This is a genomic window from Paenibacillus sp. LBL, from assembly GCF_029893715.1.
Taxonomy (GTDB): Bacteria; Bacillota; Bacilli; order Paenibacillales; family Paenibacillaceae; genus Paenibacillus_AQ; species Paenibacillus_AQ glucanolyticus.
On sequence record NZ_JARXYU010000003.1, the window covers coordinates 372,679 to 396,140 of the forward strand.

General features: G+C 51.5%; 18 protein-coding genes. 12 read left to right on the forward strand and 6 right to left on the reverse strand.

Going from position 1 to position 23,462, the window contains the following annotated elements; genetic code table 11:
* The first annotated feature begins 156 nt into the window (after window positions 1–156).
* The 10 genes from M2277_RS10030 to M2277_RS10075 all read left to right on the forward strand — a co-directional run bounded on the left by M2277_RS10030 (window position 157) and on the right by M2277_RS10075 (window position 14,475).
* Entirely contained in the window at window positions 157–1,488 is a 1,332-nt protein-coding gene (locus M2277_RS10030) for an MFS transporter (RefSeq protein ID WP_063478411.1), read from the forward strand.
* A 62-nt stretch (window positions 1,489–1,550) separates the two neighbouring features.
* Complete coding sequence (locus M2277_RS10035) at window positions 1,551–3,845, forward strand: glycoside hydrolase family 3 protein (protein WP_280754689.1); 2,295 nt, start codon at window positions 1,551–1,553, stop codon at window positions 3,843–3,845.
* A 183-nt stretch (window positions 3,846–4,028) separates the two neighbouring features.
* Window positions 4,029–5,111 carry a copper amine oxidase N-terminal domain-containing protein gene (locus M2277_RS10040; protein ID WP_063478413.1) on the forward strand — a complete coding sequence of 361 codons (1,083 nt, stop codon included), beginning with the start codon at window positions 4,029–4,031 and terminating at the stop codon, window positions 5,109–5,111.
* 400 nt (window positions 5,112–5,511) lie between these two features.
* Window positions 5,512–7,332 carry a cache domain-containing sensor histidine kinase gene (locus M2277_RS10045; protein ID WP_063478414.1) on the forward strand — a complete coding sequence of 607 codons (1,821 nt, stop codon included), beginning with the start codon at window positions 5,512–5,514 and terminating at the stop codon, window positions 7,330–7,332.
* The gene (locus M2277_RS10050; protein ID WP_280754690.1) at window positions 7,304–8,884 is read left to right on the forward strand and encodes a response regulator transcription factor; all 1,581 of its coding nucleotides are present in this window, start codon (window positions 7,304–7,306) and stop codon (window positions 8,882–8,884) included. The genes M2277_RS10045 and M2277_RS10050 overlap by 29 nt, the downstream gene beginning before the upstream one ends.
* A gap of 98 nt (window positions 8,885–8,982) precedes the next feature.
* Window positions 8,983–10,308, forward strand: coding sequence for an extracellular solute-binding protein (locus M2277_RS10055; protein WP_006207819.1), 1,326 nt, complete (start codon window positions 8,983–8,985; stop codon window positions 10,306–10,308).
* Window positions 10,309–10,353: 45 nt separating this feature from the next.
* Window positions 10,354–11,229 carry a carbohydrate ABC transporter permease gene (locus tag M2277_RS10060; protein ID WP_006207820.1) on the forward strand — a complete coding sequence of 292 codons (876 nt, stop codon included), beginning with the start codon at window positions 10,354–10,356 and terminating at the stop codon, window positions 11,227–11,229.
* An 18-nt stretch (window positions 11,230–11,247) separates the two neighbouring features.
* Window positions 11,248–12,117 (forward strand): carbohydrate ABC transporter permease, encoded by an 870-nt coding sequence (locus M2277_RS10065; protein ID WP_063478415.1) that lies wholly within the window; start codon window positions 11,248–11,250, stop codon window positions 12,115–12,117.
* A 301-nt stretch (window positions 12,118–12,418) separates the two neighbouring features.
* Window positions 12,419–13,486: a bifunctional transcriptional activator/DNA repair enzyme AdaA gene (locus M2277_RS10070; RefSeq protein WP_006207822.1), complete on the forward strand. Its 1,068-nt coding sequence runs from the start codon at window positions 12,419–12,421 to the stop codon at window positions 13,484–13,486.
* Between the two features lie 143 nt (window positions 13,487–13,629).
* Window positions 13,630–14,475 carry an arylamine N-acetyltransferase gene (locus M2277_RS10075; RefSeq protein ID WP_076151230.1) on the forward strand — a complete coding sequence of 282 codons (846 nt, stop codon included), beginning with the start codon at window positions 13,630–13,632 and terminating at the stop codon, window positions 14,473–14,475.
* A 220-nt stretch (window positions 14,476–14,695) separates the two neighbouring features.
* Here the strand turns inward: M2277_RS10075 and M2277_RS10080 are convergent, their stop codons facing one another.
* On the reverse strand, window positions 14,696–15,523 hold the full coding sequence (locus M2277_RS10080) for a helix-turn-helix domain-containing protein (RefSeq protein WP_036644140.1): 828 nt from the start codon (window positions 15,521–15,523) through the stop codon (window positions 14,696–14,698).
* Window positions 15,524–15,662: 139 nt separating this feature from the next.
* On the opposite strand from M2277_RS10080, the gene M2277_RS10085 reads away from it, so the two are divergent.
* Together M2277_RS10085 and M2277_RS10090 are read left to right on the forward strand one after the other, a co-directional pair.
* The gene (locus M2277_RS10085; protein ID WP_006207825.1) at window positions 15,663–16,436 is read left to right on the forward strand and encodes a sugar phosphate isomerase/epimerase family protein; all 774 of its coding nucleotides are present in this window, start codon (window positions 15,663–15,665) and stop codon (window positions 16,434–16,436) included.
* 25 nt (window positions 16,437–16,461) lie between these two features.
* Window positions 16,462–17,481: a Gfo/Idh/MocA family protein gene (locus M2277_RS10090; protein ID WP_152824927.1), complete on the forward strand. Its 1,020-nt coding sequence runs from the start codon at window positions 16,462–16,464 to the stop codon at window positions 17,479–17,481.
* A 144-nt stretch (window positions 17,482–17,625) separates the two neighbouring features.
* Here the strand turns inward: M2277_RS10090 and M2277_RS10095 are convergent, their stop codons facing one another.
* The 5 genes from M2277_RS10095 to M2277_RS10115 form a co-directional block, all read right to left on the reverse strand.
* A complete protein-coding gene (locus tag M2277_RS10095) occupies window positions 17,626–18,528 on the reverse strand; it encodes a glycoside hydrolase family 43 protein (protein WP_152824925.1) in 903 nt (300 codons plus the stop codon).
* A gap of 25 nt (window positions 18,529–18,553) precedes the next feature.
* Window positions 18,554–20,200, reverse strand: coding sequence for an MGH1-like glycoside hydrolase domain-containing protein (locus M2277_RS10100; RefSeq protein ID WP_280754693.1), 1,647 nt, complete (start codon window positions 20,198–20,200; stop codon window positions 18,554–18,556).
* Between the two features lie 24 nt (window positions 20,201–20,224).
* Window positions 20,225–21,541, reverse strand: coding sequence for an ABC transporter substrate-binding protein (locus M2277_RS10105; protein ID WP_076151227.1), 1,317 nt, complete (start codon window positions 21,539–21,541; stop codon window positions 20,225–20,227).
* 71 nt (window positions 21,542–21,612) lie between these two features.
* A complete protein-coding gene (locus tag M2277_RS10110) occupies window positions 21,613–22,452 on the reverse strand; it encodes a carbohydrate ABC transporter permease (protein ID WP_280754694.1) in 840 nt (279 codons plus the stop codon).
* Between the two features lie 5 nt (window positions 22,453–22,457).
* The gene (locus M2277_RS10115) at window positions 22,458–23,372 is read right to left on the reverse strand and encodes a carbohydrate ABC transporter permease (protein WP_152824923.1); all 915 of its coding nucleotides are present in this window, start codon (window positions 23,370–23,372) and stop codon (window positions 22,458–22,460) included.
* Between the last annotated feature and the right edge of the window lie 90 nt (window positions 23,373–23,462).

The following is a 23,462-nucleotide window of genomic DNA, read 5'->3' on the forward strand; positions in this document are numbered from 1 at the left end:
AATTCTTAATCTCCTTCTATTGAAGTTAGGAAAACGTTTACAAAAAGATGTTAAAAATAAGCGTAGAACTCTGTAAGCAGCCGCCTGTCTTGATGAAGGCGGTTTCTTTTATAATAGAATTGTAATCGTTTTCATAATAATTAGGGGGTTATATCAATGGCTGAAGCTAAGGTGAAAGGGCAGGTGCAAACATCGTTTGGCAGACTGACTTTCGGTATTATGCTAGGTTATGGCTGCATGATGCTGGCATTAATGACACCTGCAACCTTGTTGCTGACTTTCAAAATGATTGAAATCGACCCGAACGGATATACATCCTCCTATGGTCTGGTGGCAGGCATCGGGGCATTCTTCGCTCTTATCGGCAATCCGCTCGGCGGCGCCATCAGTGACCGTACGAACCTGTCGTTTGGACGGCGACGTACATGGATTCTGATCGGTCCCTTGTTCGGCTGCGCGTCTCTTCTCATGATCGGCATGACGTCCTCGTTGTGGCTCATTATTATCGGCTGGGCAATTGCGCAATTGTTCTTTAACTTCGGAATGGCGGCGTACACCGCGCTCATCCCGGATCAGGTCAAGCAGGAGAAACAAGGCACGGTATCCGGGCTTCTGGGATTGGTGCTGCCGGTAGCGATTGCGGTCGGCATGGTCATGATGACCTTCCTGACGGATGTTTCTTCCGCAGCGAAGTGGACTTTGCTCGCGGTGATCGGAGTGGTTGGTCCAGTCCTCAGTCTGTTCCTGATCCAGGAAGGCAAAGTGGATATCGTCCATAAGCAGCAAGAGAAAATCCCGTTTGGCGAAAAGCTCAGCAAAGTCTACCCAAGCCCGCGCCGGTATCCGGCTTTCACCTGGGCGGTTATTTCGAAGTTTCTCCTGATGATGGGTTACTGCAGCAGTCTTTATTTTACCGTTATGCTGGTCAACCGGATGGGCTATACCGAAGCTCAGGCGACAGCCAGTGTGGCAACCGTGAACATCATCTCCATGGTGGCAATGGCGGTTACCAGCATATTTGGTGGGATGCTGTCGGATAAGTTCCGTAAGCAAAAACCATTTCTGTACATGTCGGCTTTCATTATGATTTTGGCCACGCTGGTCTTTGCTTTTGTTCCGAATTATCTTGCCTATGTTATCGCTTCCGCAGTTCTGGGTCTCGGTTATGGATGCTTCTCAGCTGTGGATATGGCGCTGGTTGCGCGGATTCTGCCCCGCAAGGAGGATTCTGCAAAAGACTTTGGCATCATGAACGTGGCGAATGCGCTGCCGCAATCCATCGTGCCTGCGATCGCGCCGTTCCTGCTGGGTGCAGGCACCATGATGGGTATCGGGGACTGGACCTTCTTCTATATCGCCCTCTCCGTATTCATGATGATCGGGATGATATCCATTAAGCCGCTGCCTGAAATCGGGGAGCCGGTTGCAACGGAAGGAGATATGAATCCTTCCCCGGACCTCACGGCACCGAGCGTACAGAACGTATAACGGAAAGTCCATAGCTGGCGCAGAGCGAAAGAGCAGACAAACTTGGAGTGGAGGGAATCACAATGAACCATCAGATCAATCAGACAACCCAAACGATCCCGGGAAATGGAGACAACATTCGCTATATCGACAATTCGGGAGGTCCTAAGCTGGGATACTCGTCCGAATCAGGTGTGGCAATTATCGAGATGGATGGACTGTATTTCAAGGATTTGAGCCGTGACGGTAGGCTGGACCGATATGAGGATTGGCGGTTGACGCCTAAGGAGCGTGCCAAGGACTTGGCTTCCAAAATGACCATAGAGCAAATCGCCGGCCTGATGCTGTACAGCAGGCATCAGTCGATTCCGGCTGCCAGCGGGGGCTGGTTCTCGGCTACCTATGGCGGTAAATCCTACGAGGAGAGCGGCGTAAAGCCATGGGAGCTGACGGATGAGCAGCTGGCCTTTCTGGCCCAGGACCATGTGCGTCATGTGCTGGTGACCACGGTCGAGAGTCCGGAAGTGGCGGCACGCTGGAACAATAAGGTGCAGGCATACGCGGAAGGCACGGGACTTGGCATTCCTGCCAATAACAGCTCGGACCCAAGGCACAGCACGGATGCCAGCTCGGAGTTTAACGCCGGCTCGGGAGGACGGATCTCCATGTGGCCGGAGACGCTGGGCCTGGCCGCTACGTTTGATCCGGACATCACGAAGAAATTTGGCGAGATGGCTTCCAAAGAATATCGTGCCATGGGCCTTGCAACGGCGCTCTCCCCACAGATCGATATCGCAACAGAGCCGCGCTGGTTCCGCTTTAACGGCACCTTCGGCGAGGATTCACGTTTGACAACCGATATGGCCCGCGCCTACGTGGATTGCTTTCAGACATCGGAGGGGGACCGGGAGATATCCGAAGGCTGGGGGTACGACAGTGTCAACGCCATGGTGAAGCACTGGCCGGGCGGCGGTTCCGGCGAGGCAGGCAGGGACGCGCATTACAGCAGCGGGAAATATGCGGTTTATCCGGGTAATAATTTTCACGAGCACTTCATTCCGTTTGTAGACGGGGCTTTTAAGCTGGAGGGCAAGACGGGAATGGCTTCCGCTGTGATGCCGTATTACACCATTTCGATGAACCAGGATACCGTCAACGGGGAGAACGTTGGCAATTCATATAACTCCTATCTGATCAAGGACCTGCTCCGGGAAAAATACGGCTACGACGGTGTTGTCTGCACGGACTGGGCGATTACGGCCGATGAGTCCGGTCCCCGTGACTCTTTCCTAAGCGGGAAGCCGTGGGGTGTCGAAGGATTGACGGTAGCAGAGCGGCATTACAAGCTGTTGATGGCAGGCGTTGACCAATTTGGCGGCAACAATGAGATGGAACCGGTGCTGGCTGCCTATCACATGGGTGTCCGGGAGCATGGCGAGACGTATATGCGTGAACGCTTCGAACAATCGGCCGTGCGCCTGCTGAGCAATATGTTTCGACTGGGGCTGTTTGAGAACCCTTATGTTGATCCGTTGGAGAGCTCCCGTATGGTCGGAAATCCGGAGTTTATGCGTGAAGGTTATGAAGCCCAGCTAAAATCGATCGTCATGCTGAAAAATAAAAATGGCGTGCTTCCCGTCGAGCGGAAGAGCAAGGTCTACATTCCGAAGCGCTTTATGGCTGCAGGACAGGATTGGTTTGGCAACCCCACGCCGGAAAGCCTGGAGTATCCGGTTAATCTGGACATCGTGACCAAATACTTCGAACTCGCGGAGCATCCGGACGAGGCGGATTTCGGGCTTGTCTTTATCAGTACGCCGAAATCCGGAACCGGGTATAGCCAAGAAGATGAGGATCAGGGAGGCAACGGCTACGTGCCGATGAGCCTGCAGTACAAGACGTATACGGCAGAGCATGCCCGTGAAGTGAGTCTGGCCGGTGATACACGGACAACGGATGTGCTGAACCGTTCCTATCGGGGCAAATCCGTTACGCCTCAGAATGCGGCCGATCTCGACATGGTACTGGAAACGAAGAAAGCGCTGAACGGCAAACCGGTCATCGTATCCATGCTGTTGTCCAATCCGACTGTGGTTGAGGAGTTTGAAGCCGAAGTGGATGCGATTCTTGTGAATTTCGGCGTTCTGGATCAAGCCATCATGGAGGTGCTTGCGGGTGAAGTGGAGCCGTCAGGCCTGCTGCCCATGCAGATGCCGGCCAATATGAAGACCGTGGAGGAACAGCTTGAGGATGTGGCGTTTGATATGGAATGCCATACCGACTCCGAGAATCACACCTATGATTTTGCCTTCGGTTTAAACTGGAAGGGTGTCATCGAGGATGAACGCACGGAGAAATATCGGAAGCCGCGTCCGTAGGCCTGACAGTTATTCGATCATGATCGCATAGATTTCCTCCGACCAATCCGGGTGAGCCGCTCAAGTGATGGTATGCTTGAGCGGCTTATTTTTTGCGTGACATGGACAACCAATACCGGTCAACTTGCGTCTTAGTTATATACGAATTATTTCATATATTATTAGCCAAGGAGATTAGAGAACATGACAACCCGGAAATGGGCGAAAATGGCGGTGATCGGCGCTATGGCGTCCACGATGCTGATGAGTACGATGGTACAGGCACAGGTACAGGCCAAAGCCGCACCGCAGAAGGAAATGGAATTGAACATTAATCATTGGATGGTTACGCTCGATGTCAATCCTGTTATCGTGAATCAGACGGCGCTGGTTCCCTTGCGCGTGATTAAGGAATACTTGAAGCCCACGCAGCTTCAATGGAACAACAAGACCAAGACGGTAACCGTCAGCACAAGCACAGATCAAGTCACGCTGAAGATGGGAAGCCGGGAGGCCAAGGGGCAAGGGAAGGCGTATTCGCTGTCCGTTCCCGCGTATTTAAAGGATGGCCGAATTATGGTTCCGGTTCGATTCATAGCGGAGCTGCACAATGCAGAGGTAGGCTGGGATTCGAAGGAAAGAATGATTTACGTCTATACGCCGGAGGTGGACGTTTCGACAGCAGAGGAGAACCCTGATGTGAAGTTGTACCCGGTAAGCGCTACGAAATACGGAAGATATGAAGGAATGGTGGTAGAGGTAGAAGGGAGAAGGCAAGTTTTTGCGGATTGGTACGGTGGTGATGGTACGCGTAAACCGATCATTCAATATCGGGATATGACGGGTGATGGCAAGCCGGAAGTGGTTGTGTTCTATGTGGATGGGACTGGGACGGGTATTTATATTGGCAAGACACATGTGGTGGACGCTGAAACCCTGAAGGAAATTCCTATGGAATCGTTGGATCAGGCGGTAGCGGGTCATGTGGAGTCCAGCATCGAGAAGTTTGCGGATTACATCGCCGTGAAGATTGTGATCGACGGGAAGGAAACTGTTCAGAGAATTGAGGATGACTCCGAGGATAAAAGCTATCTGAATGACAAGTTGGGTTTTGGAGCTGTAGTCAGACACAGCATCGAAGAAGGGCGGCTTGTTACGCTCGCAGCTGGGAGCATAAGTCCAGCCGGTTTTGCGGGTGATCTCCAAATAACCTACCGGTATGATGAAGAGTCGAATCGATTTGTGGTGGATCGCATGGAATATGATCGTTTGGAAGAGCAGAGGTAAATTACCGTTTATCGATGCAGAACTTTAGAACTACATATATATGCATACCAGCAGAAGGATATAAGCATGAACTGGAAGGTTGGAATTTGGATCGGGTGATGTGCTTTTCTATTTAAAAGGGCGCTGCAGCGCCCTTTTTTTGCTGTGCTTATAAAGAGTAAACGCGGTTTGCATCACCGAAGCGGGTCGGCGACCATGGGGAGTATACCCTATATGAAAGATGGTTTTATCTCTATTCATAGGTCTTTATTACCATTTACTTGAGTCTTAAGATTCCTCTAAGATAGTTAATAAACCTGACACCTTTTTGCAACGGAAAGAGAATGTTTTTGAAGTAAACGCCTTCAATGTTAAGTAATATAACAAGCCCATACCATATGGACTCGAACGGGGTGTATTTATGCAGCAATGGCTTGGGAAATCGCTAAAGCATAAATTATCGTTGCTTATTATTATAGCTACGCTGGTGCCGCTGTTATTTCTTGGTATTTTCTCTTTTAACATGGCCAAGAGCCTGACGGAAGAGAAAGCCAAGATTACGGGGATGAATACGCTCCGCCAACTGGAAGCTTACTTGGACACGATGGTGAAGGACGTCGAGAATATCTCGCTATTCCTCATCGGGCACACCGGGGTCCAATCCTACCTTAAGACAGAGGAGAGCAACTATGTCCAGCAGACAACGGTCATTAACTTCCTGACGAATCTGGCCTTCTCCAAGGATTATATCGCCAATATCATTGTCGAACCGCTCGGCAGCAAGGATCCGATCTCGCATAAGTCATTAGTGCGTTCCGAGTTCCGGAATATTACCGAGGAGATCCCGGATTATTATGAGCATCATCCCAAATGGTGGTCTTTTGTTCACCGACAGTGGACATTTGAAGGCATGAGAAAGGTCATCACGCTGGCCAGGCCGATTCGCAGCACGGATAAATACAAGCCGATCGGGAATCTGCAGATCAACCTGGATCAAGGCGTCATTGCCAATCAATTCAGGCAGGCCGTCTTGGAGAAAACCGGCTTTGTCCTCCTGCTTGATGAGAACAACCGGATTATTGCCGGTCCGCCGGATATGGAGACGAATCTTACCCTGGCAGACTATTATCCTTCGATTGAAGAGTTCGAGGGGCTTAGCGGGAATATGGACTATGGAGAGGGCGGCAATAAGAAGACCATTCTCTATAAGAAAATGTCGAGTGTGAACTGGAAGCTGGTCGGCATCATTCCCTCAGAGGAATACCGTTCCCAGAACCAGTATTTCATCAAATTGACGGCGGTTGCCGTAACCGTGGCCATCCTGCTCGCCATTATACTGGTTCTCTTCTTGATTCAGAAGATTACGAATCCGTTGTCTGTGTTAACGAAGTTTCTCAAGAATTCGAGCCCGGAGGAGCCGCTGCCTGCGCTGCCGGTGAAGACAATTGATGAGGTTGGACAGCTTATTATCAGTTACAACCGGTTAAGTTCCCGGATCGTGAAACTTACCGATGAAGTGAAACTCAATGAGTCGCTGAAAAAGGAGGCGGATATGCATGCACTGCAGGTGCAGATTAATCCGCACTTCCTATACAATACGCTGTCTTCGATTCATTGGCTGGCGCTGATGAACCAGGATGTGAAGATAGCCGAGATGGTCGGATCACTCAGTGATTTCCTGCGGTTCAGCTTGAACAATGGCCAGGAATACTGCACGATCCAGCAGGAGATTATGCATGTCCGTCACTATGTGAACATCCAAACCATTCGGTATCCGGAGAAATTCTCGTTTGAGGTTCATGTCGAGGAGACACTTCATCAGCACACCATGTTGAAGCTGCTGCTGCAGCCGCTCGTCGAAAATTCCATGCTGCACGGCATATTGAGCCGTGACGGAATGGGGACGATAACGATACAAGGTCGGCATGGCAGCGAGGGGATTCACTTCGTGGTGGAGGATGATGGAATCGGGATGACGCCCGATCGTCTGAAATGGCTTCAGGATCAGCTGGTAGAGAATCCATTGCAATACGAGAAGGGACAAACCCCGGGCGGAAGCTACGGGCTGCGAAATGTCCATAAGCGGCTGCTCCTCCATTACGGCAAGGATGCAGGATTGCGTGTGGACAGCACGGAAGGGGCCGGAACACGGGTTATGTTTACGATACCGGACCTAACTGATATTCAACAAACTGAAATATCCAGCAAAGGGGATGACGACCTTGAAGGTACTGATCGTTGATGATGAAGTAATCATTCGAAATGGGCTGAGTACAGTGATCAATTGGGCGGATAACGGCTTTACGGTGCTGGCGCCCGCGGCTTCGGCAGAGGAAGCCCTTCAGCGTATTCCCGTCGATATGCCCGAAATTATATTTACTGATATTCGCATGACCGGCCTGAGCGGTTTGGACATGGCTCATCAAGTTAAGCAGCGGTTTCCCGAGATCGAAATCATTGTCATATCGGGCTTTGATGAATTTACGTATGCACAGCAGGCGATGCGTGAAGGCGTGAGTGACTACTTGCTGAAGACGAGCAGACCCGGGGAAATTATCGAAGCTGCAGTTCAAGCGAGAGAGCGAATCCTGCAGCACAGACTCCATCAAGCGAAGGGAAAGGCCCAGGAAATGGTGGTCAACCGGGGGTTCCTGAGGAGGCTGCTTGCATCGGGAGTTTCACTGGATGAGCATGCCGAGAATGAATTATGGGAGAGATATCCTGAATTGAGGTTGACAACGCCCGGCTCCGTTCTGCAGATATGGATGCTGTCGGTTCATCCATTACATCAGGATGAGTTGGAGCACTTGACCCTTGGCGAACGACACAGCTTACTCGGGACGGAGCTGGCAGAAGGGCTGCATGGTGCCTGGCTGGAGTGGAATGGTTCCCTGCTTCTGCTGGTGCGCACAGAGCCAGGCGATGGCTGGGGGCGCGTGGATTCCGCGCTGCGAAAGCTGGAATCGACTCACGCCTGCCGCATTAAGGCAGCCAGCGGCCGACCGGTGTCCAGTGTTCGCGAGCTGGATCGCGCGCTGAAGACGGCGGTGGAGGCCAGCTCCTACGAGTGGCTTCTCCATTCGGAACGGCATATCCGTTATGAGGACATCGAAGGGCGGAAAGGCATTGAGACGGTCTGTTCGATGGAAGAAGAAACCGAGCTCTCCTCCCTTCTGCGCTCAGGGCAATCCGCCGATTTGGAGGCATGGGTTGCGGATGTGCTGGAACGCATCCAAAGTCAGAGCCAGGCGACACCCGGCTCGGTTCAGGCTTATCTGCATTCCCTGCTCGTCTCGGGACAGCGCTGGCTGATACGCGCTGCAACGTCCATCGGCTACACCAGTCCGGTGAAGATTGAGGACAACTTTGATATCCGCGATTTAACGAAGAAGCCGGAGAAGGTGCTGATCGATTCCCTTGGACTCATCATGAAGCAGTACCGGGACATGGTGTCGACAACCAGTCCTGTTCACAGGGCGATCTCCTTCATTCATGAGCATCTGGGGCAGAGCCTGTCGCTTCAGCAAGTGGCCAAGCATGTTCATATGAATCCCAATTATTTCAGCGAGATGTTCAAGAAGGAGACCGGGCAGAATTACATTGAATTCGTGACCCAGGCGAAGCTGCGGAAAGCAATGACTCTGCTGAGGGAAACGCCGGCCAAAATCAGTGAAATCGCAAATGAAATCGGCTATGAGGATATTAAATATTTTAACCGCCTGTTCAAGAAATGGACGGGACAGACGCCGTCGGAGTATCGGGCAAATCCTGAATTTTGTCCCTCTATGGACTGAATTATATCCCCTATGTAAGCGTTACATCCTCTTTTATACTTGGACTAATCATCTTAGGATGCTTCATCATTTTCGTATAAATTAAAGGGGGATTGACCATGAGACCAAAACGCAAAATAGGTCTTGTACTGCTGATGATGACACTGGTTCTTGCAGCATGCGGCGGCGGGCAAAGCAAAGAGCAGGCCGGAGGGAATGAAGGCGATCAAGAAAAGGTCAAGCTGACCATCTGGCATAACTTTGCCGGTGATGACCTGCGTGCGAAATCAGTCCGAAGTTTTATCGATCAGTTTGCTCAGGACCATCCTGAAGTTACACTCGATGCACAAGCGATTCCACCGGATGGCTACCGTCAACGTCTGAGTACCGTTGCGGCTGCGAATGAGATGCCGGACGTGTTCTTCGTTTATGCAGGAAGTCAGTCTTCCGAGCTTCATCAAGCGAAGCTGCTTCAACCGATTACGGAAGTGTTAGATGCGCATTCGGATTGGAAGGATAAATTCCTGCCGGGAGCGTTTGATCCATACGAGTTCGAGGAAGGCCAGATCTACTCTGCTCCACTGGGTATGTCGGCAACCTCGATTCTGTACTACAACAAAGCCTTGTTTGACAAACATAACGTAAAAGTCCCAACGACTTGGGAAGAAATGATGGCGGCGGTTAAGACCTTCAACGATAACGGCATAACGCCAATCGCCCTCGGAAACAAAGCTCCGTGGGTTGCTCAATCCACCATTATCGGCTCTATTGCCGACCGTGTGACAGGCACCGAATGGTTCAAGAATGCAGCAGCACAGCAAGGCGCGAAGTTTACCGATCCTGAGTTTATCGAAGCGCTCGGCTATTTCAAAGAGCTGGTTGACAACAAAGCGTTCCAAGAAGGGGCGAACAGCATCGACAACACGCAAGCTGAGCAGTATTTCATTCAAGGAAATGCAGCGATGATGATCAGCGGCGCATGGACCCTTACGAATCTTGCGGCTTCTTCCTCTGAGGAGCAAATGAAGGATATCGAGGTTACTACTTTGCCAACGATTCCTGGTGGAAAAGGTGAGGCAGGCACGATCTCCGGCGGAGCTGGCGGCGGTCTGGCCCTTAGCAGCAGAACCGAAGGGAAAGCGAAAGAATTGGCCCTTGAACTGATCTATGCCGTGAGCGGACCGGAAGCGCAAAAAGCGATTGCCGAGAGCAACTCCATGGTAATGTACGATACCGAGATTGATGAGTCCAAAGTTACTTCCCTGTACTACAAAGCCTTTAATCTGGTGAAAACCACTGGAATTACGCCAGTATATGATGCTTATCTGTCTGCAGAAGCGGCTGAAGTCATCAACAACGGTCTGCAGGAAATCATGATGGGCGGTCCCGTTGAAGGTGTGGCCCAGAAGCTTCAGGATGCGCAAGCCAGATCCGCTACTCCATAAGAAACCATTCACCACTGCACAAGGATTAGGAGGGAGGAGGCTGCCATGCCTACAGCGATGAGAAGCAAAGGATTTATAGCCATAGCTCTTCTTCCAGCGCTTCTGTTGTTTCTGATATTTGTCATTATTCCGGTTTTCTGGTCAGCTTACTACGGGTTTTTCAGCTGGAAAGGGTTCGGGGATGCCACCTTTATCGGTCTTGATAATTATATAGAGATGTTCAAGGATCCGATTTTTTGGCGGGCGCTTCGAAACAACCTGATTCTGGTTGTCTCATCCATTGTCGGTCAGGTTCCGATTGCATTGATTCTGGCCATTGTACTGTTCAAAAATTCGTTTTTCTCCAGATTCATACGCTCCGCCGTATTTATGCCGATGGTGCTGTCGACGGTTGTAGTCGGCCTGATCTGGGGTTACATTTACCATCCGCAGTTCGGGATTGCGAATTATGTGCTGGAAATGCTCGGTCTGGATTCATGGACCCGCGCTTGGCTGTCTGATCCGAAAGTCAACATGCTCGCGATATCGATTCCGATTAACTGGGCGAACGTCGGTCCGTATCTGGTTATCTTTATTGCAGCACTGCAAAATATTTCTCCCGAGATCCATGATGCTGCCAAAATTGATGGATCCACGGGCTGGAACAAGCTGATGCAAATCACGCTGCCGATGATCTGGAGTACGGTTGTCGTGACTATCGTGCTCTGTATCTCCGGAAGTCTGAAGGCCTTTGACCACGTCATTGTCATGACGGGCGGCGGACCGGCGCAATCGACCGAGCTGCTTGCCACATACATGTATAACAGCACCTTCAGTGTGTATCGTTATGGTTACGGTTCTGCCGTCTCCACGATGATTATGATTGTCAGCGCCATCCTAATCGCGCTTAATTACTTCGCAACGCGCAGAAAGTCAAGTTAACATGAAGGAGGGAGCGATGTGAATTTACAGACGACCGGGACCGAAAATGCTTCAGGGAAACGAGTCATCATGAAGGGTTTATCCGGGTTCGTAAAATTGCTGCTGATGGTGTATGCGATTCTTACGCTCTATCCCTTGTACTGGCTTTTTACAAGCGCGTTTAAATCGAATCAGGATTTCTTCACGAACCCCTACGGCTTGCCGAAGGAGTGGATGACCGAGAATATATTTCGGGCATGGGAGCTTGGAAATATGGGCAGGGCGATGATCAATTCAACGGTTGTGACCATTACAGCCGTTGCATTGACCATTCTGCTCAGCGTACTTGCGGCATATGTGCTGTCCAGATTCGAGTTTCGGTTCAAAAAGCTGGTGGTTGTGTTATTTACGACCGGGCTGCTCATTCCGATCCACAGTACGCTGGTGCCCCTGTTTATCATGATGAAAAACATCGGCCTGCTCGATACGTACGGAGCGCTCATTCTGCCTTATACGGCGTTTGAGCTGCCGATTGCGATTTTCCTGGCGATGGCTTACATGTCATCCATTCCAAGGGAAATTGAAGAAGCGGCCATGATTGACGGCAGCGGTTGGTGGGGAATATTCAGTAGAATGATTCTGCCGCTCTGCACGCCTATCGTTGCAACGATATCCATTCTGGCATTCCTCCGATTCTGGAATGACTTCTCCTTCGCACTCGTATTTATCAATACGCAAGCGCTAAAGACGCTGCCGCTCAGCCTGTCCCTGTTCTCGGACGGCTTCGGCACGGACTACGCCCTGACCATGGGTGCGATGGCAATCGCGGTCATTCCTACCATTGTAGCCTACCTGATTCTGCAGGAGCAGATCATGAAGGGCATGGTGGCAGGCTCGATCAAAGGTTAAGGCTGCCAGCAAGGTCCATTTAGTTTACAACGGAGGCAGATAGCCTGTTCCGAGGCTTCGCACATATTTACCATGAACAGCCCTTTCCGATTCATTCGGAAGGGGCTGTTTTGGTTCGTGCCAGTAATGATCATTCTCTGTTTCCAACCGGGAAACATTCATGCACGATTTTCGGCTGCGCCATGTGTGCAAAAGAAATATAATAGGTACACCAAGACAGGGTACATGATTTTCCTGGAGAAACACAGCTTATACCAGATGTACCATATAGAATGAACATAGTCACAGGGAGGAACGTTACATGATATCGGCCGCAAATCAACAGGAATATTATCAGGCGCTGCTGGATAAGAAATCGGAATATGAAGGCGTCTTTTACGTGGGCGTTAAGACAACCGGTGTATTCTGTCGCCCAACATGCCCGGCGAGGAAACCGAAGATCGAGAACTGCGAGTTTTATGAGACGGCCGAAGAAGCACTGCTGGCATCCTTCCGACCCTGTAAACGATGCCGGCCGCTCTCGCATCCCAATCAAGTTTCGGATCTTGTGCGGCTGCTTGTAGACGCTGTGGAGGATAACCCGGAGAAGAGATGGACCAACCAGGACTTCCAGAAGCTGTCCGTGGATGCCTCAACGGCAAGACGCCAATTCAAGAAGCGGTTCGGGATGACCTTTGTTGAATATGCACGAGCTAGGCGGATGGGCCTTGCCCTGAAGCAGATCCGGGAAGGAGATGCTGTCATCGATGCGCAGCTGTCAACCGGCTACGAGTCCAGCAGCGGATTTCGGGATGCTTTTTCGCGGATTATGGGCGCAGCCCCTACAAGGTCCGGGCATCATCATATTCTAAAAGCATCGTGGCTCGACACGCGTCTGGGACCGATGATGGCTATTGCAGATGACGAAGCGCTGTATTTGCTCGAATTCGTGGATCGCCGGGGCTTGGAGCGGGAGGTAGAACGTCTCAGACTGAGAACCAAGTCAGCGATTATTCCGGGTTACACAGCTCCCATCCGTTCGATTGAGAGAGAGTTGGGTGCGTATTTTGACGGGAAGTTAACGGAATTTAAAACCCCCTTGTTCCTGTTAGGATCACCATTCCAACAGGAGGTGTGGGACCAATTATTGCGGATTCCACCCGGTCGAACCTCTTCCTATGGCGAGATCGCAGCGGCGATGGGAAGACCTACCGCTTACCGCGCCGTCGCCCAGGCGAATGGGGCCAACCAGCTTGCGATTGTCATTCCATGCCATCGCGTCATCAATACGAGCGGTGAATTGGGCGGATACGGGGGAGGGCTGTCGCGCAAGCAATGGCTGTTGAATCATGAGAAATCCATGAGTGCCGCAAGAAAAGAGGAATATTAGACCTGGGTCATAGAGAATGGTCTTACCTTGGGGTAAGACTATTTTTGCATAGTTCCACTATCGTTCGTACGAAGTATTCATATGCCGAATCGTTTAAAATAAAGAGTATACCAACAGCATTCGATAAGGGAGAGTGAACGATAGTGACGGAACAAGTACACTTACCTGAATGGGCCGCCAATTATTTGCAGTATATTCGGGTTCCATTCAAGGAGGCTTCGCTGGCGTATTTAACCGAGATTTGCACTGCGCATCATAATAGGATTCCTTTCGAGAATATTAGCACGCTGCTGCGGTATCATGAGTATCACCAGCAAGGCAGACTGGAGCAAGACGAGAAGAGGTTTGTCGATCAGCTGATGCAGCTGAATGCGGGAGGCACTTGTTATATGATCAACAGCAGTCTCCATCAGCTGCTGAACCAGCTCGGATTTCCAACTCGTTATACGCTGCTGGGCGAGGGGCATGTCGGACTGCTTGTTCGGAACCCTGATGGGCAAGAAGAAGTGTATGTGGACTGCGGGAACGCTGCTCCGTTTTTCGAACCCGTTCGGTTGGAGACTTATCCTGATCAGGTTTCCCAATATGCTGGAATTGAAGTGAGATTGCGTCCGGGAGACGAGCCGGGAACGTACACGTACTACAGGTATGTGGACGGCCAGCTGCTTACAGATCTGGTATGGTCCTTCGATACCCGAAAAACCTATCAATTCGATGATTTTCAGCCTGCTATTAGGGAGTACTTTAAGCCTAACGATCTCTTCACCTCTATATTACGCTGTCAGCTCTGGCAATTGGAGCAAGAACGGTCGCTGTCCCTAATCAATAATATACTGAGTATCCGGCATGAAGACGGGAGGGTTGAAAAGCGCGTTTTATCGGACCTCAGCGAGCTTCGAGAGGTGATCGATCATGAGTTTAAGCTTCCGAAGCTGCCTGTCGAAGATGCCGTAACGGTTCTACAGAGTCTCGGTGTTGATATTTTTTAAGCCAGCGCTATACCGGATTTCCCCGAGTAGAACGGCAGCACCAATTAGTTCAAATTACCTATTCAACCTGTCGAAGCATGGTATAATATCCCTTATCTCTACTTTTATAATGTGGGGTACTGGAGAGTATATCGAGTTATTAATAGCATCTGTAGTCTGGAGCAGCCTGCTCCACCTTTCCGGGTACGCGCAGGCTGCTTCTTATAATGTAGAGAAAAAATTACCGCGGGGCTTTCTCTTGCCCCGGCCTTGCCGGTACGGTTGCCGTTTCCCGGTATTTGACCGGGGACATGCCGTATGTGGCACGGAATACTCTGTGAAAATAGGAATAGCTTGCGAAGCCGCAGGTTTCCGCGATCTCCTCCAGCGTCATGGTGCTGTATTTCATGCGCTCGACGGCTGCGTTCAGCCTGATCTCCAAGGCGTACTGAATCATTGTTTTTCCGTAATACTCCTTGAACAGTTTAACGGCCCGGGATAAGCTGAGCCCGACATGAGAAGCGGCTTCCTCCAGCTTGAAGGTGATCGTGGCATGTTCCTCCACGAATCGCTTCAGCCGAAGAGCGGTGAAGGCAAGCCGATCCGTTGGCTTGATCTCGGTAATGGCACGGTCCAGACACAGGCAGAGGCTGCGCAGCAAATAATCCGTCAGCTCCCCGGTCTCCCCCTCAAGTCCGCGCCGCTTCTCCAGCAGCATCTGTCTCCACAGACCCAGCAGCTGATCGTCGAGCCCGACATGGCTGACAACTGGCCGATGGATCCGGTTCCACCAATCATCGATCCATGACCCATCGCAAAATATATAATAATCTCCGCTGGATACGCGGCCATCCTCGCCGTCATCGTTGATCCGCAGCTCGTATTCATCGCCGGGTTTCAGCAGCAGCAGATCGCCCCCTTGCACGTGGTGCTCGATGCCGTTGCAGTATATTTCACAGGACCCCTCGGTTTGGAGACGAAACAGATAGGTCGTCAAGCCGCCCCGGTGGCTGTTGCTGAACTGCTGGAAGTGGTAGGAATAGTCGCAGATTAGCAGTCTTGCCTCCATCATGGTTAAAACCCCCAGTAAAAATGCAAGCAGATAGTTCATGTTGCAGCAATATTGTTTATGTTCATTTTAGCCTATTTGCATGTATGATAGTAGCAGATAGAGCAGTAACTCATTTTTGGAATCGAGGTGCGCTATAATGAGAAGAATGAACATTGGTTTGCAATTGTATACGCTGCGCGATGAAACGGCTCAGGATTTCCGCGGTACGCTTCGCAAAGTGGCTGAATTGGGTTATGAAGGCGTGGAGTTCGCAGGTTACGGAGACATTCCGGCCGAGGAAATGAAAACGCTTCTTCAAGAGCTCGGCCTTAAGGCGATTGGGAGCCACGTGGGCCTGCATCTTCTTCGTGCAGACCTGCAGAAGGAAATAGATTACCTGAAAACCATTGGCGCTAAATATATGATGTGCCCTTATGTAGCTGAAGAAGATCGTAAAGATGCTGAGGATTGGAAGAACCTCTTCTCCTTCCTGGAAGAAGTAGGAGCTGAAGCACGCAAGCAAGGACTGATCTTTGGTTACCATAACCATGCGTTTGAATTCGAAGCGGAGGTTGACGGCGAATTCGTATTTGATGCGATGTATTCCGCGACAACACCGGAAGCCGTACAAGTGGAGATGGACGTATGCTGGGTACAGTTTGCCGGACAAGATCCGCTGGCTTACATTCCGAAATATGCGGGACGCCTGCCACTGCTTCACCTGAAGGATTTCAGCAAAGACGCTGAGGGCAACATGAAGACGCTGGAGCTGAGCCAAGGCTCTGTGAACCTGCCGGGTGTCATTCAAGCTGCATCGGATGCAGGCACGGAATGGCTGATCGTGGAGCAGGACGTGTGTCAGAATCCACCGCTGCAAAGCGTGGAGAACAGTATGAACTGGTTGAAGCAGAACTACCTGAACCAATTTTAATCTATGTGCAAAAAGGAGACTTTCAATGAGCAAAATTAAAGTGGCTGTGTTTGGCTGCGGCGCCATCGCCCAGCGCAGACATATTCCTGAATACGCGAACAATGCTAATGTGGAGCTGGTTGCTTTTGCCGATCCGGTAAAGGAACGTGCCGAAGAGATGGCTGCCCAGTATGGCGGCAAAGCTTATACCGACTACCAAGAACTGCTTAAGAATGAGAAGCTTGATGCCGTTAGCGTATGTACGCCGAACTATCTGCATGCTCCAATGAGTATTGCAGCAGCGAATGCTGGCCTTCATGTACTGGTTGAGAAGCCGATGGCTACAACAACGGAAGAAGGAGAGCAAATGATCGAGGCAGCACGCAAGAATGGGGTTTACCTGATGGTAGGCCACAATCAACGTTTAATGCCTCCACACGTAAAAGCTAAGGAAATCCTGGATTCCGGCAAGCTCGGTAAGGTGCTTACGTTCCGTACTTCCTTTGGCCATGGGGGTCCAGAGAGCTGGAGCCTGGACGGTCGCGACAGCTGGTTCTTCCGTAAGGAAGAAGCCGTTATGGGTGCTATGGGTGACCTTGGCGTTCACAAATCCGACTTTATCCGTTACTTGCTGAACGATGAAATCGCAGAAGTTGCCGGCTTTATTGGAACAGTCCACAAAGAGGGAACGGACGTGGACGACAATGCAACCTGCATCGTTCGCATGAAGAGTGGCGCAGTCGGCACGCTGATGGCAAGCTGGACGCATTACAGATCCGGTGATAACGGAACGGTCCTCTGGTGCGAGAAAGGCGTGATGAAGATCGGTGCCGTTCATGGTGACGAGGTTAACGTCGAGCTGACAGATGGTACGATCGAGACTTACAAGGTTGGTGCCATGGCAACGAATGAGAAGCAGGTGCCGAGCGGCGTCATCGACGCGTTCGTGGAATCCATTCTAACAAACACGCCTCCTAGCATTTCCGGTGAGGAAGGGCTGCGTTCCTTGAACGTCATCCTGGGCGCATTCGAATCGCAAGAGACGGGTAAGATTGTGAAGCTGTAATAGGATGAACAGAGGGAAGCCGTGGAAGTGCGGCTTCTCTTTTTGTCATATCCGATAGTAAAGCGATGATCATGATAAGCAGGGCAGCAACAACTTTTTCATAAAAATAAGAGCGGCTCTTGTTTTTTTATTCACTCCAGTGCTTTAACCGGTTTGCCGATCCATCGGACTTACCTTAAGGCTGTCTCCGTCTTCAACTACAGGGATAAAGATCGGACGTTCCTCCGGCGTCCGATTCGGGGTATGTACCGCCAGCATCAGCTGCCCCTCCCACGTGCGAAACACCATCCCGTGCCCGCCGTCGCTGGAATATAAGGGTTCCGGCTCTTGAAGCCAGGGACCCGTCAAGCTGCCGGATGGGGATTTGGCAATGCCGAGCGCGTAGCGGCCGTCGACAAAGCTGGCCCACAGCATCAGCAGGCTGCCGGGTGCTGTCCGGAATAGAAAGGGACCGTCCGTCACATAGTTTCCGGTCCCGGGAAAGCGCTGCGAATGAAACGGTGTGGTCCACGCCGCCTCAGAGGCACGGAATAAGATCACCGGTTCCGATACGGATTCGGATAAATCCGGGCTTAGGCGCATGGCACAGACCTCGCCGTCGCCAACCTGCTGCCATTCATGGCAGAACACCATCCACGGCTGGTTCTCCTCATCGATATACAGCGTGCCGTCCAAAGAACTCCAATCCGCCGGTGTCACAGGACCGCTGCTATGGAGAGCAAAGGGCCCTGTCGGCTGCTCCGCTGACAGCACCGCAGTGCCCAGCAGATCATTATCCTTCCTGCGAAAGGTGGCAAACATGATATAACGGCCATGATATTCGTACACCTCGGGTGCCCAGAAGTTCACCTCCGCGAAGAAATTATCGGGCTTGTGGAAGAGCGTACAAGGGCCTTCCCAATGCCGAAGATCTTCGCTTATATAGGCATCGAAGCCGTTTCCTTCCCTCCATATATTTTTGTCGGTACTGCCGTACATGTAGTATTTCTTGTGCTTGGAATCAGGCAGGATATAAGGATCCCGCAGCTGAATATCCTGAGTGTTCATGCTGTTCAGGCACCTCCTGAAATCATTAACGATAGGAGGGACAGATAATGCCGATATCCCTCTCTGTTTTCAAGCCTCCGCCTCGATATCGCTGCATTTCATTTCCTTTGATCCGGATCGGAAGGGAATTGCCTTGATAGATGAGCTCGCCCTCGATGGTGCGCACACTCATTCCAATGACGCCTTCCAGGTGTCCGCTTCGATCGGTAACCAGCCGAATTCCGGCCGGTCCTTCAATATGAACGCTGCCTTCCCGGTATATCGTTATACGATCTGCTGTATTTACCAATTCGTAATGCAGCCCATTCACCGTGCGGCTGTAGGCCGTGTTGCCTGCAACTTCCTCGCCATGATCCATGTCGACGGGGAGAAGACCGGTAAACCATAATTGGTCCGACCCGACCGGCATAATCCCGCACAACCGTTCCACATAATCAAGCAGACACAGGATGGAAGGGGAATACGTCTCGGTAAAACCTTCCTCTCCGGTCCAGGGACTTAACGCTTGTGCAAAGCGCTTTGCCTTGGACAGCGCAGACAGGATCGGATGCAGTACCCACGTCAATTCGACATAGCGGTGGTGATATTCAAACGCATGCGGAGCGCGAATCAGGCTCAGGAAGTTGGACGACCCGCCCCAGCTGTTGTAGGAGGAGAACGGATCGAATCTGGGATCGTCCATCGCCATAGATGTAAACGGATATTTGGCGAAAAATTTGCTCGTATTCAGCAAATACCGGCGCAGCAGCTTGTCGAACCATTCACGGTCCCCAACCTCGCAGGCCATCACGCGCAGCAGCACATCGGACTGGACTCTGACCAGCTCGTCATTCCGGTCCCGGTCGTAGAAGAACATATCTTCTTCGTCGTAACAGTAACGGAAGAGACTCTCGAGGCTGGACTCGGCTTTCGCTCTCCAATCAGCTCCGGATCCACCAAGCTCTTCGGCCATGCGGGCCAAATATATGCGCTGGCAGTAGATGTTGGCGGTCAAATCCGGTGCCAGGAAAGGCAGGACCGGAGAATCCGGGTGATAGGCTGCGGCATCATTCATATAGGGTGTATCCGGAACAAGCCAGAACCTGGGTGATAAATCATGTCCGGTGTCGAAGGTGCTGAAGGCCTCTACGCAGCCGGTCTCCCGGGTATTGCGGAAGCTTGCAATCCATTCGTCATAATGCGCCATGGCTTTGTACATGGTCTTCAGAAAGTCGCGGTCCTTGCCGTGGAGCTGGTAATGGTTCCATACACTGCGTGCCAGCGGTGTAACCAGCTGAATCTGCCGGAAGGAGGGACCGTTCTCCGTTAATTTGTAAGGCAGCAAACCGTCCTCTCTTTGGTGAGCCGCAAAGGCGAGATAGGTCGATTTCGAGACAGAAGGAATCAAGCGCGAGAGCAGCTCCGCATTGATGGTGCCGGTGCTCTCCAGCCAGCAGCCAAGATAAATCCCGCCTTCCTGCAGAATAGGCTCGCTGCCAGCCATCGGCACGATGCAGGGAAGCAGCTTCTCCAGCGCCGTATAATATGAAGCCTCCAGCCGTCCGCCCGATGCGGCAAATCGTACGCCTGACTCCTGCCATTCTCGCAACAAATTCTGATCTTCCGGTTTAACCGTCTGCACCTGATCCTGTATCGAGATCCCGCGCAGACGGTCCAGCATAACTTCGGTCATGTCCGCCTCCTTGTAGAGCCTTGTTTATTGATTCGATTCAAAGATTCGAACGGTGCCATTGTAGAAGTCCGCAACGGCTTGCTCGACGCTCTTCCGGCCGAAGCCGATTTCCTGGCTTGTCGTTTGCGCCAGCTTGGAGAATTCAGCAAATCCCGGAGGATTGTAACTCACGTCAAAAGGTTCTGATTTTGTAGCCTCAGATACGAGACTTGTGTATTGGTATACAATTTCCTCCACCGGACCGGCTTCCTCCTGCAGTAGATTGCGGTTGGCTTCCGTTACTGGAACGCCCCGGTCGCTGCCGAGAATTTTGGCGGCTTGTGGATCATTGATCCAGAAATCCATCAGGATAGCGACTTCCTTGGGATGCTTGGTATTCGCATAACCGGACAATCCCTGGCTGGATTCGAATACAACACCCGTACCCTTGGGACCCCGCGGTACCGGATGGAGGATCAGCGGGTCCTCCGTCAGGCTCTGGAAAGCAGCCAGCTGGTTGGAAGGAAGGAGGCTCATGGCGGCCTTGCCTGTAATCAGCAGCGATTTACTAGTGTCGTCATGCGGATTGGATACCTGCATTTCAGGTGTGACCACACCACCTGCTGAAGACGTCTCCTCCCAATATTGGAACCATTCCTGGATGTCTTCTTTGGCAAAGCCCAGAGTTCCATTTTCCATATTATACAGCTGTTTGCCGCGCTGCTTCAGATAGATGTCCATGCCATCGACGGTGAAGTTGTACGTTCCAAAAATGCCATCACCCAGCTTGTCAGACAGCTCCTTGCTGACAGCTGCGTAATCCTCCCAGTTCCAATTCGGCTCCGGCAAAGGGATTCCGGCCTTCTCGAACAGTGCCTGATTGATGACAATGCCCCGGGCATTCGCACCGGCTGAAATATGCTGCAGCTTCCCGTCGAGACGGCCATACTCAACCATGGTGGGATCCATTCCGTCCAGATTCAATTCACTGCCAACATACGGATCCAGATCCAGAAGGACATTCTTTTTGGCATAGTCGACCACATTCCCGCCTAAGAAGAAGATATCCGGTGCCGTGCCGGATGCCAGCTGCGTATTCAGCTTGTCAAAATATCCTGAGGAGGGTGAGAATTCACCCATAATTTTAATATTCGGATGTTTCTCCTGAAACACCTTAAGCGCTTCGTTCGTAATATCTGCCCGTTTCTGGTCGCCCCACCACATCATGCGCAGTTCAACCTGGCCGCTCTCCGCGGCTCCGTTATCCGTATCTCCGCCAGCACCGGTATGATCCGTTCCGGAACAGGCTGTTACGAACAACATGAGTCCTGCCAGCATACCCACCATAAATCGTTTTAACATAGTTAATCCCCCCGGTTTAAATATAATTTGAAATGTGCTTCATGCTCACGAACAGAACAGACAGCGCGTGACTACTTCAGGCCCGTTGTGGCAATGCCCTCGAGAAAATACCGCTGAAACACAAGAAAGATGATGGTCACAGGCAGCAGCGACAGCGTGGACATGGCGAGCAGCGCCCCCCAATCCGATTGTCCCGATGGATCGAACAGGGACCGAATTCCCAGCTGTACGGTGAACAGATCAATTTTGCTCAGATAAATCATCTGGCTGAAGAAATCATCCCAGCTCCAGATAAACGTGAAGATGGCTGTTGTAATGAGCGCGGGAACAAGCAGCGGCACTACGATTCTAAAAAAGATCTGCGGCTGTCCGCAGCCGTCGATGGTGGCACTCTCGTCCAATTCCCGCGGAATTCCCCGGATAAACTGAACCATCAGCAGAATGAAGAAGGAGTCCTGCGCCAGCCACTTGGGCAGAATGAGCGGGAAATACGTATTAATCCACTGCAGCTCGTTATACAGAATGTACTGGGGCACCAGTGTCACATGGTAAGGTAGCATAATCGTCACCAGCATGATGCTGAACCACAGGCTCTTAAACTTGAATTTCAGCCTGGAGAACGCGTAGGCCGCGAGTGAGCAGGAGATGACATTTCCGATGACGCTCAGTGCCGAGATCAGCAGGGAGTTGCTGAAGAACCTGCCGAAGGAGATGCCCTGCAGCCCTTTCCAGCCGTTCACATAATGATCCAGCGTAAAGGCTGTCGGGATAAGGCTGCTGTCGGTAAAGATGAGTTGATTTGGTTTGAACGAGCTCAGAATTAGCCATAACACCGGATAGAGCATCGCCAGTCCGAGGGGGATAATGGCAGCATGCCTGCCGGCTTGAACCAGTTGTCTCTTGAGTGGCATATCCATTACCTCCCTTCCTGGTTGTCCCCGTAGAACACCCAGAACTTCGATGTGAGAAAGACAATTGCGGTGAACACCCCGATGATGACCAGCATGATCCATGCCAAGGCTGAGGCGTATCCCATATCAAAGAACGAGAAGCCCTTCAGATACAGATACAAGGTGTAGAACATCGTGGCGTCGAGCGGTCCTCCCCGGCCGTCCCCGATAACATAAGCTGGCGTGAAGGCTTGGAAGGAATTGATCATGCTCATGATCAGGTTGAAAAAGATGACCGGTGACAGCATCGGGAGTGTGATGCCGAAGAACTGACGGAGCTTTCCTGCACCATCTACGCCCGAGGCTTCGTATAAATCGGCAGGAATCTGTTTCAGACCGGCAAGGAAGATGACCATGGCCGACCCGAACTGCCAGACGGACAGGGTGATGATCGTATAGACTACATAGTCGGGATGGGCAATCCAGGATGGCCCCGTGATGCCGAAGCAGCTCAGGAACTGATTGACCAGTCCGCTGCCATCGAAGATTTGACGCCAGACAATGGCAATGGCCACGCTTCCCCCCAATAGGGAAGGGATGTAATACACGGTTCGGTAAATGCCGAGTCCGCGAATGCCCTTGTTCAGCGCCATCGCCACCAGCAGCGCGAATGCAAGCCTCAGCGGCACGGACAAGAACACATAGTAGAACGTTAGCCACAAGGATCTTAGGAAGGTATCGTCTTCGGTAAAGATCTGGACATAGTTGCTGAGTCCCGTCCAAGTCGGCGATGACAACAGGTTGAATTTCGTCATGGATAAGTACAGTGATGCAATCATCGGCCCCAGCGTCAGACAGAAGAAGCCGATGAGCCAAGGCAGAAGAAACAAGTAGGCTGTCTTATTCTGCTGGCCGTATAAGGGCTTGGACAGCTTTCTCATGTTATGCCTCCCTTCAGATGGATGAGAATGGGCGGTTACCCTGAGATGTGAAGCCGCTTACAATTGAGGCGGCGTTACTTCTGGTAAACT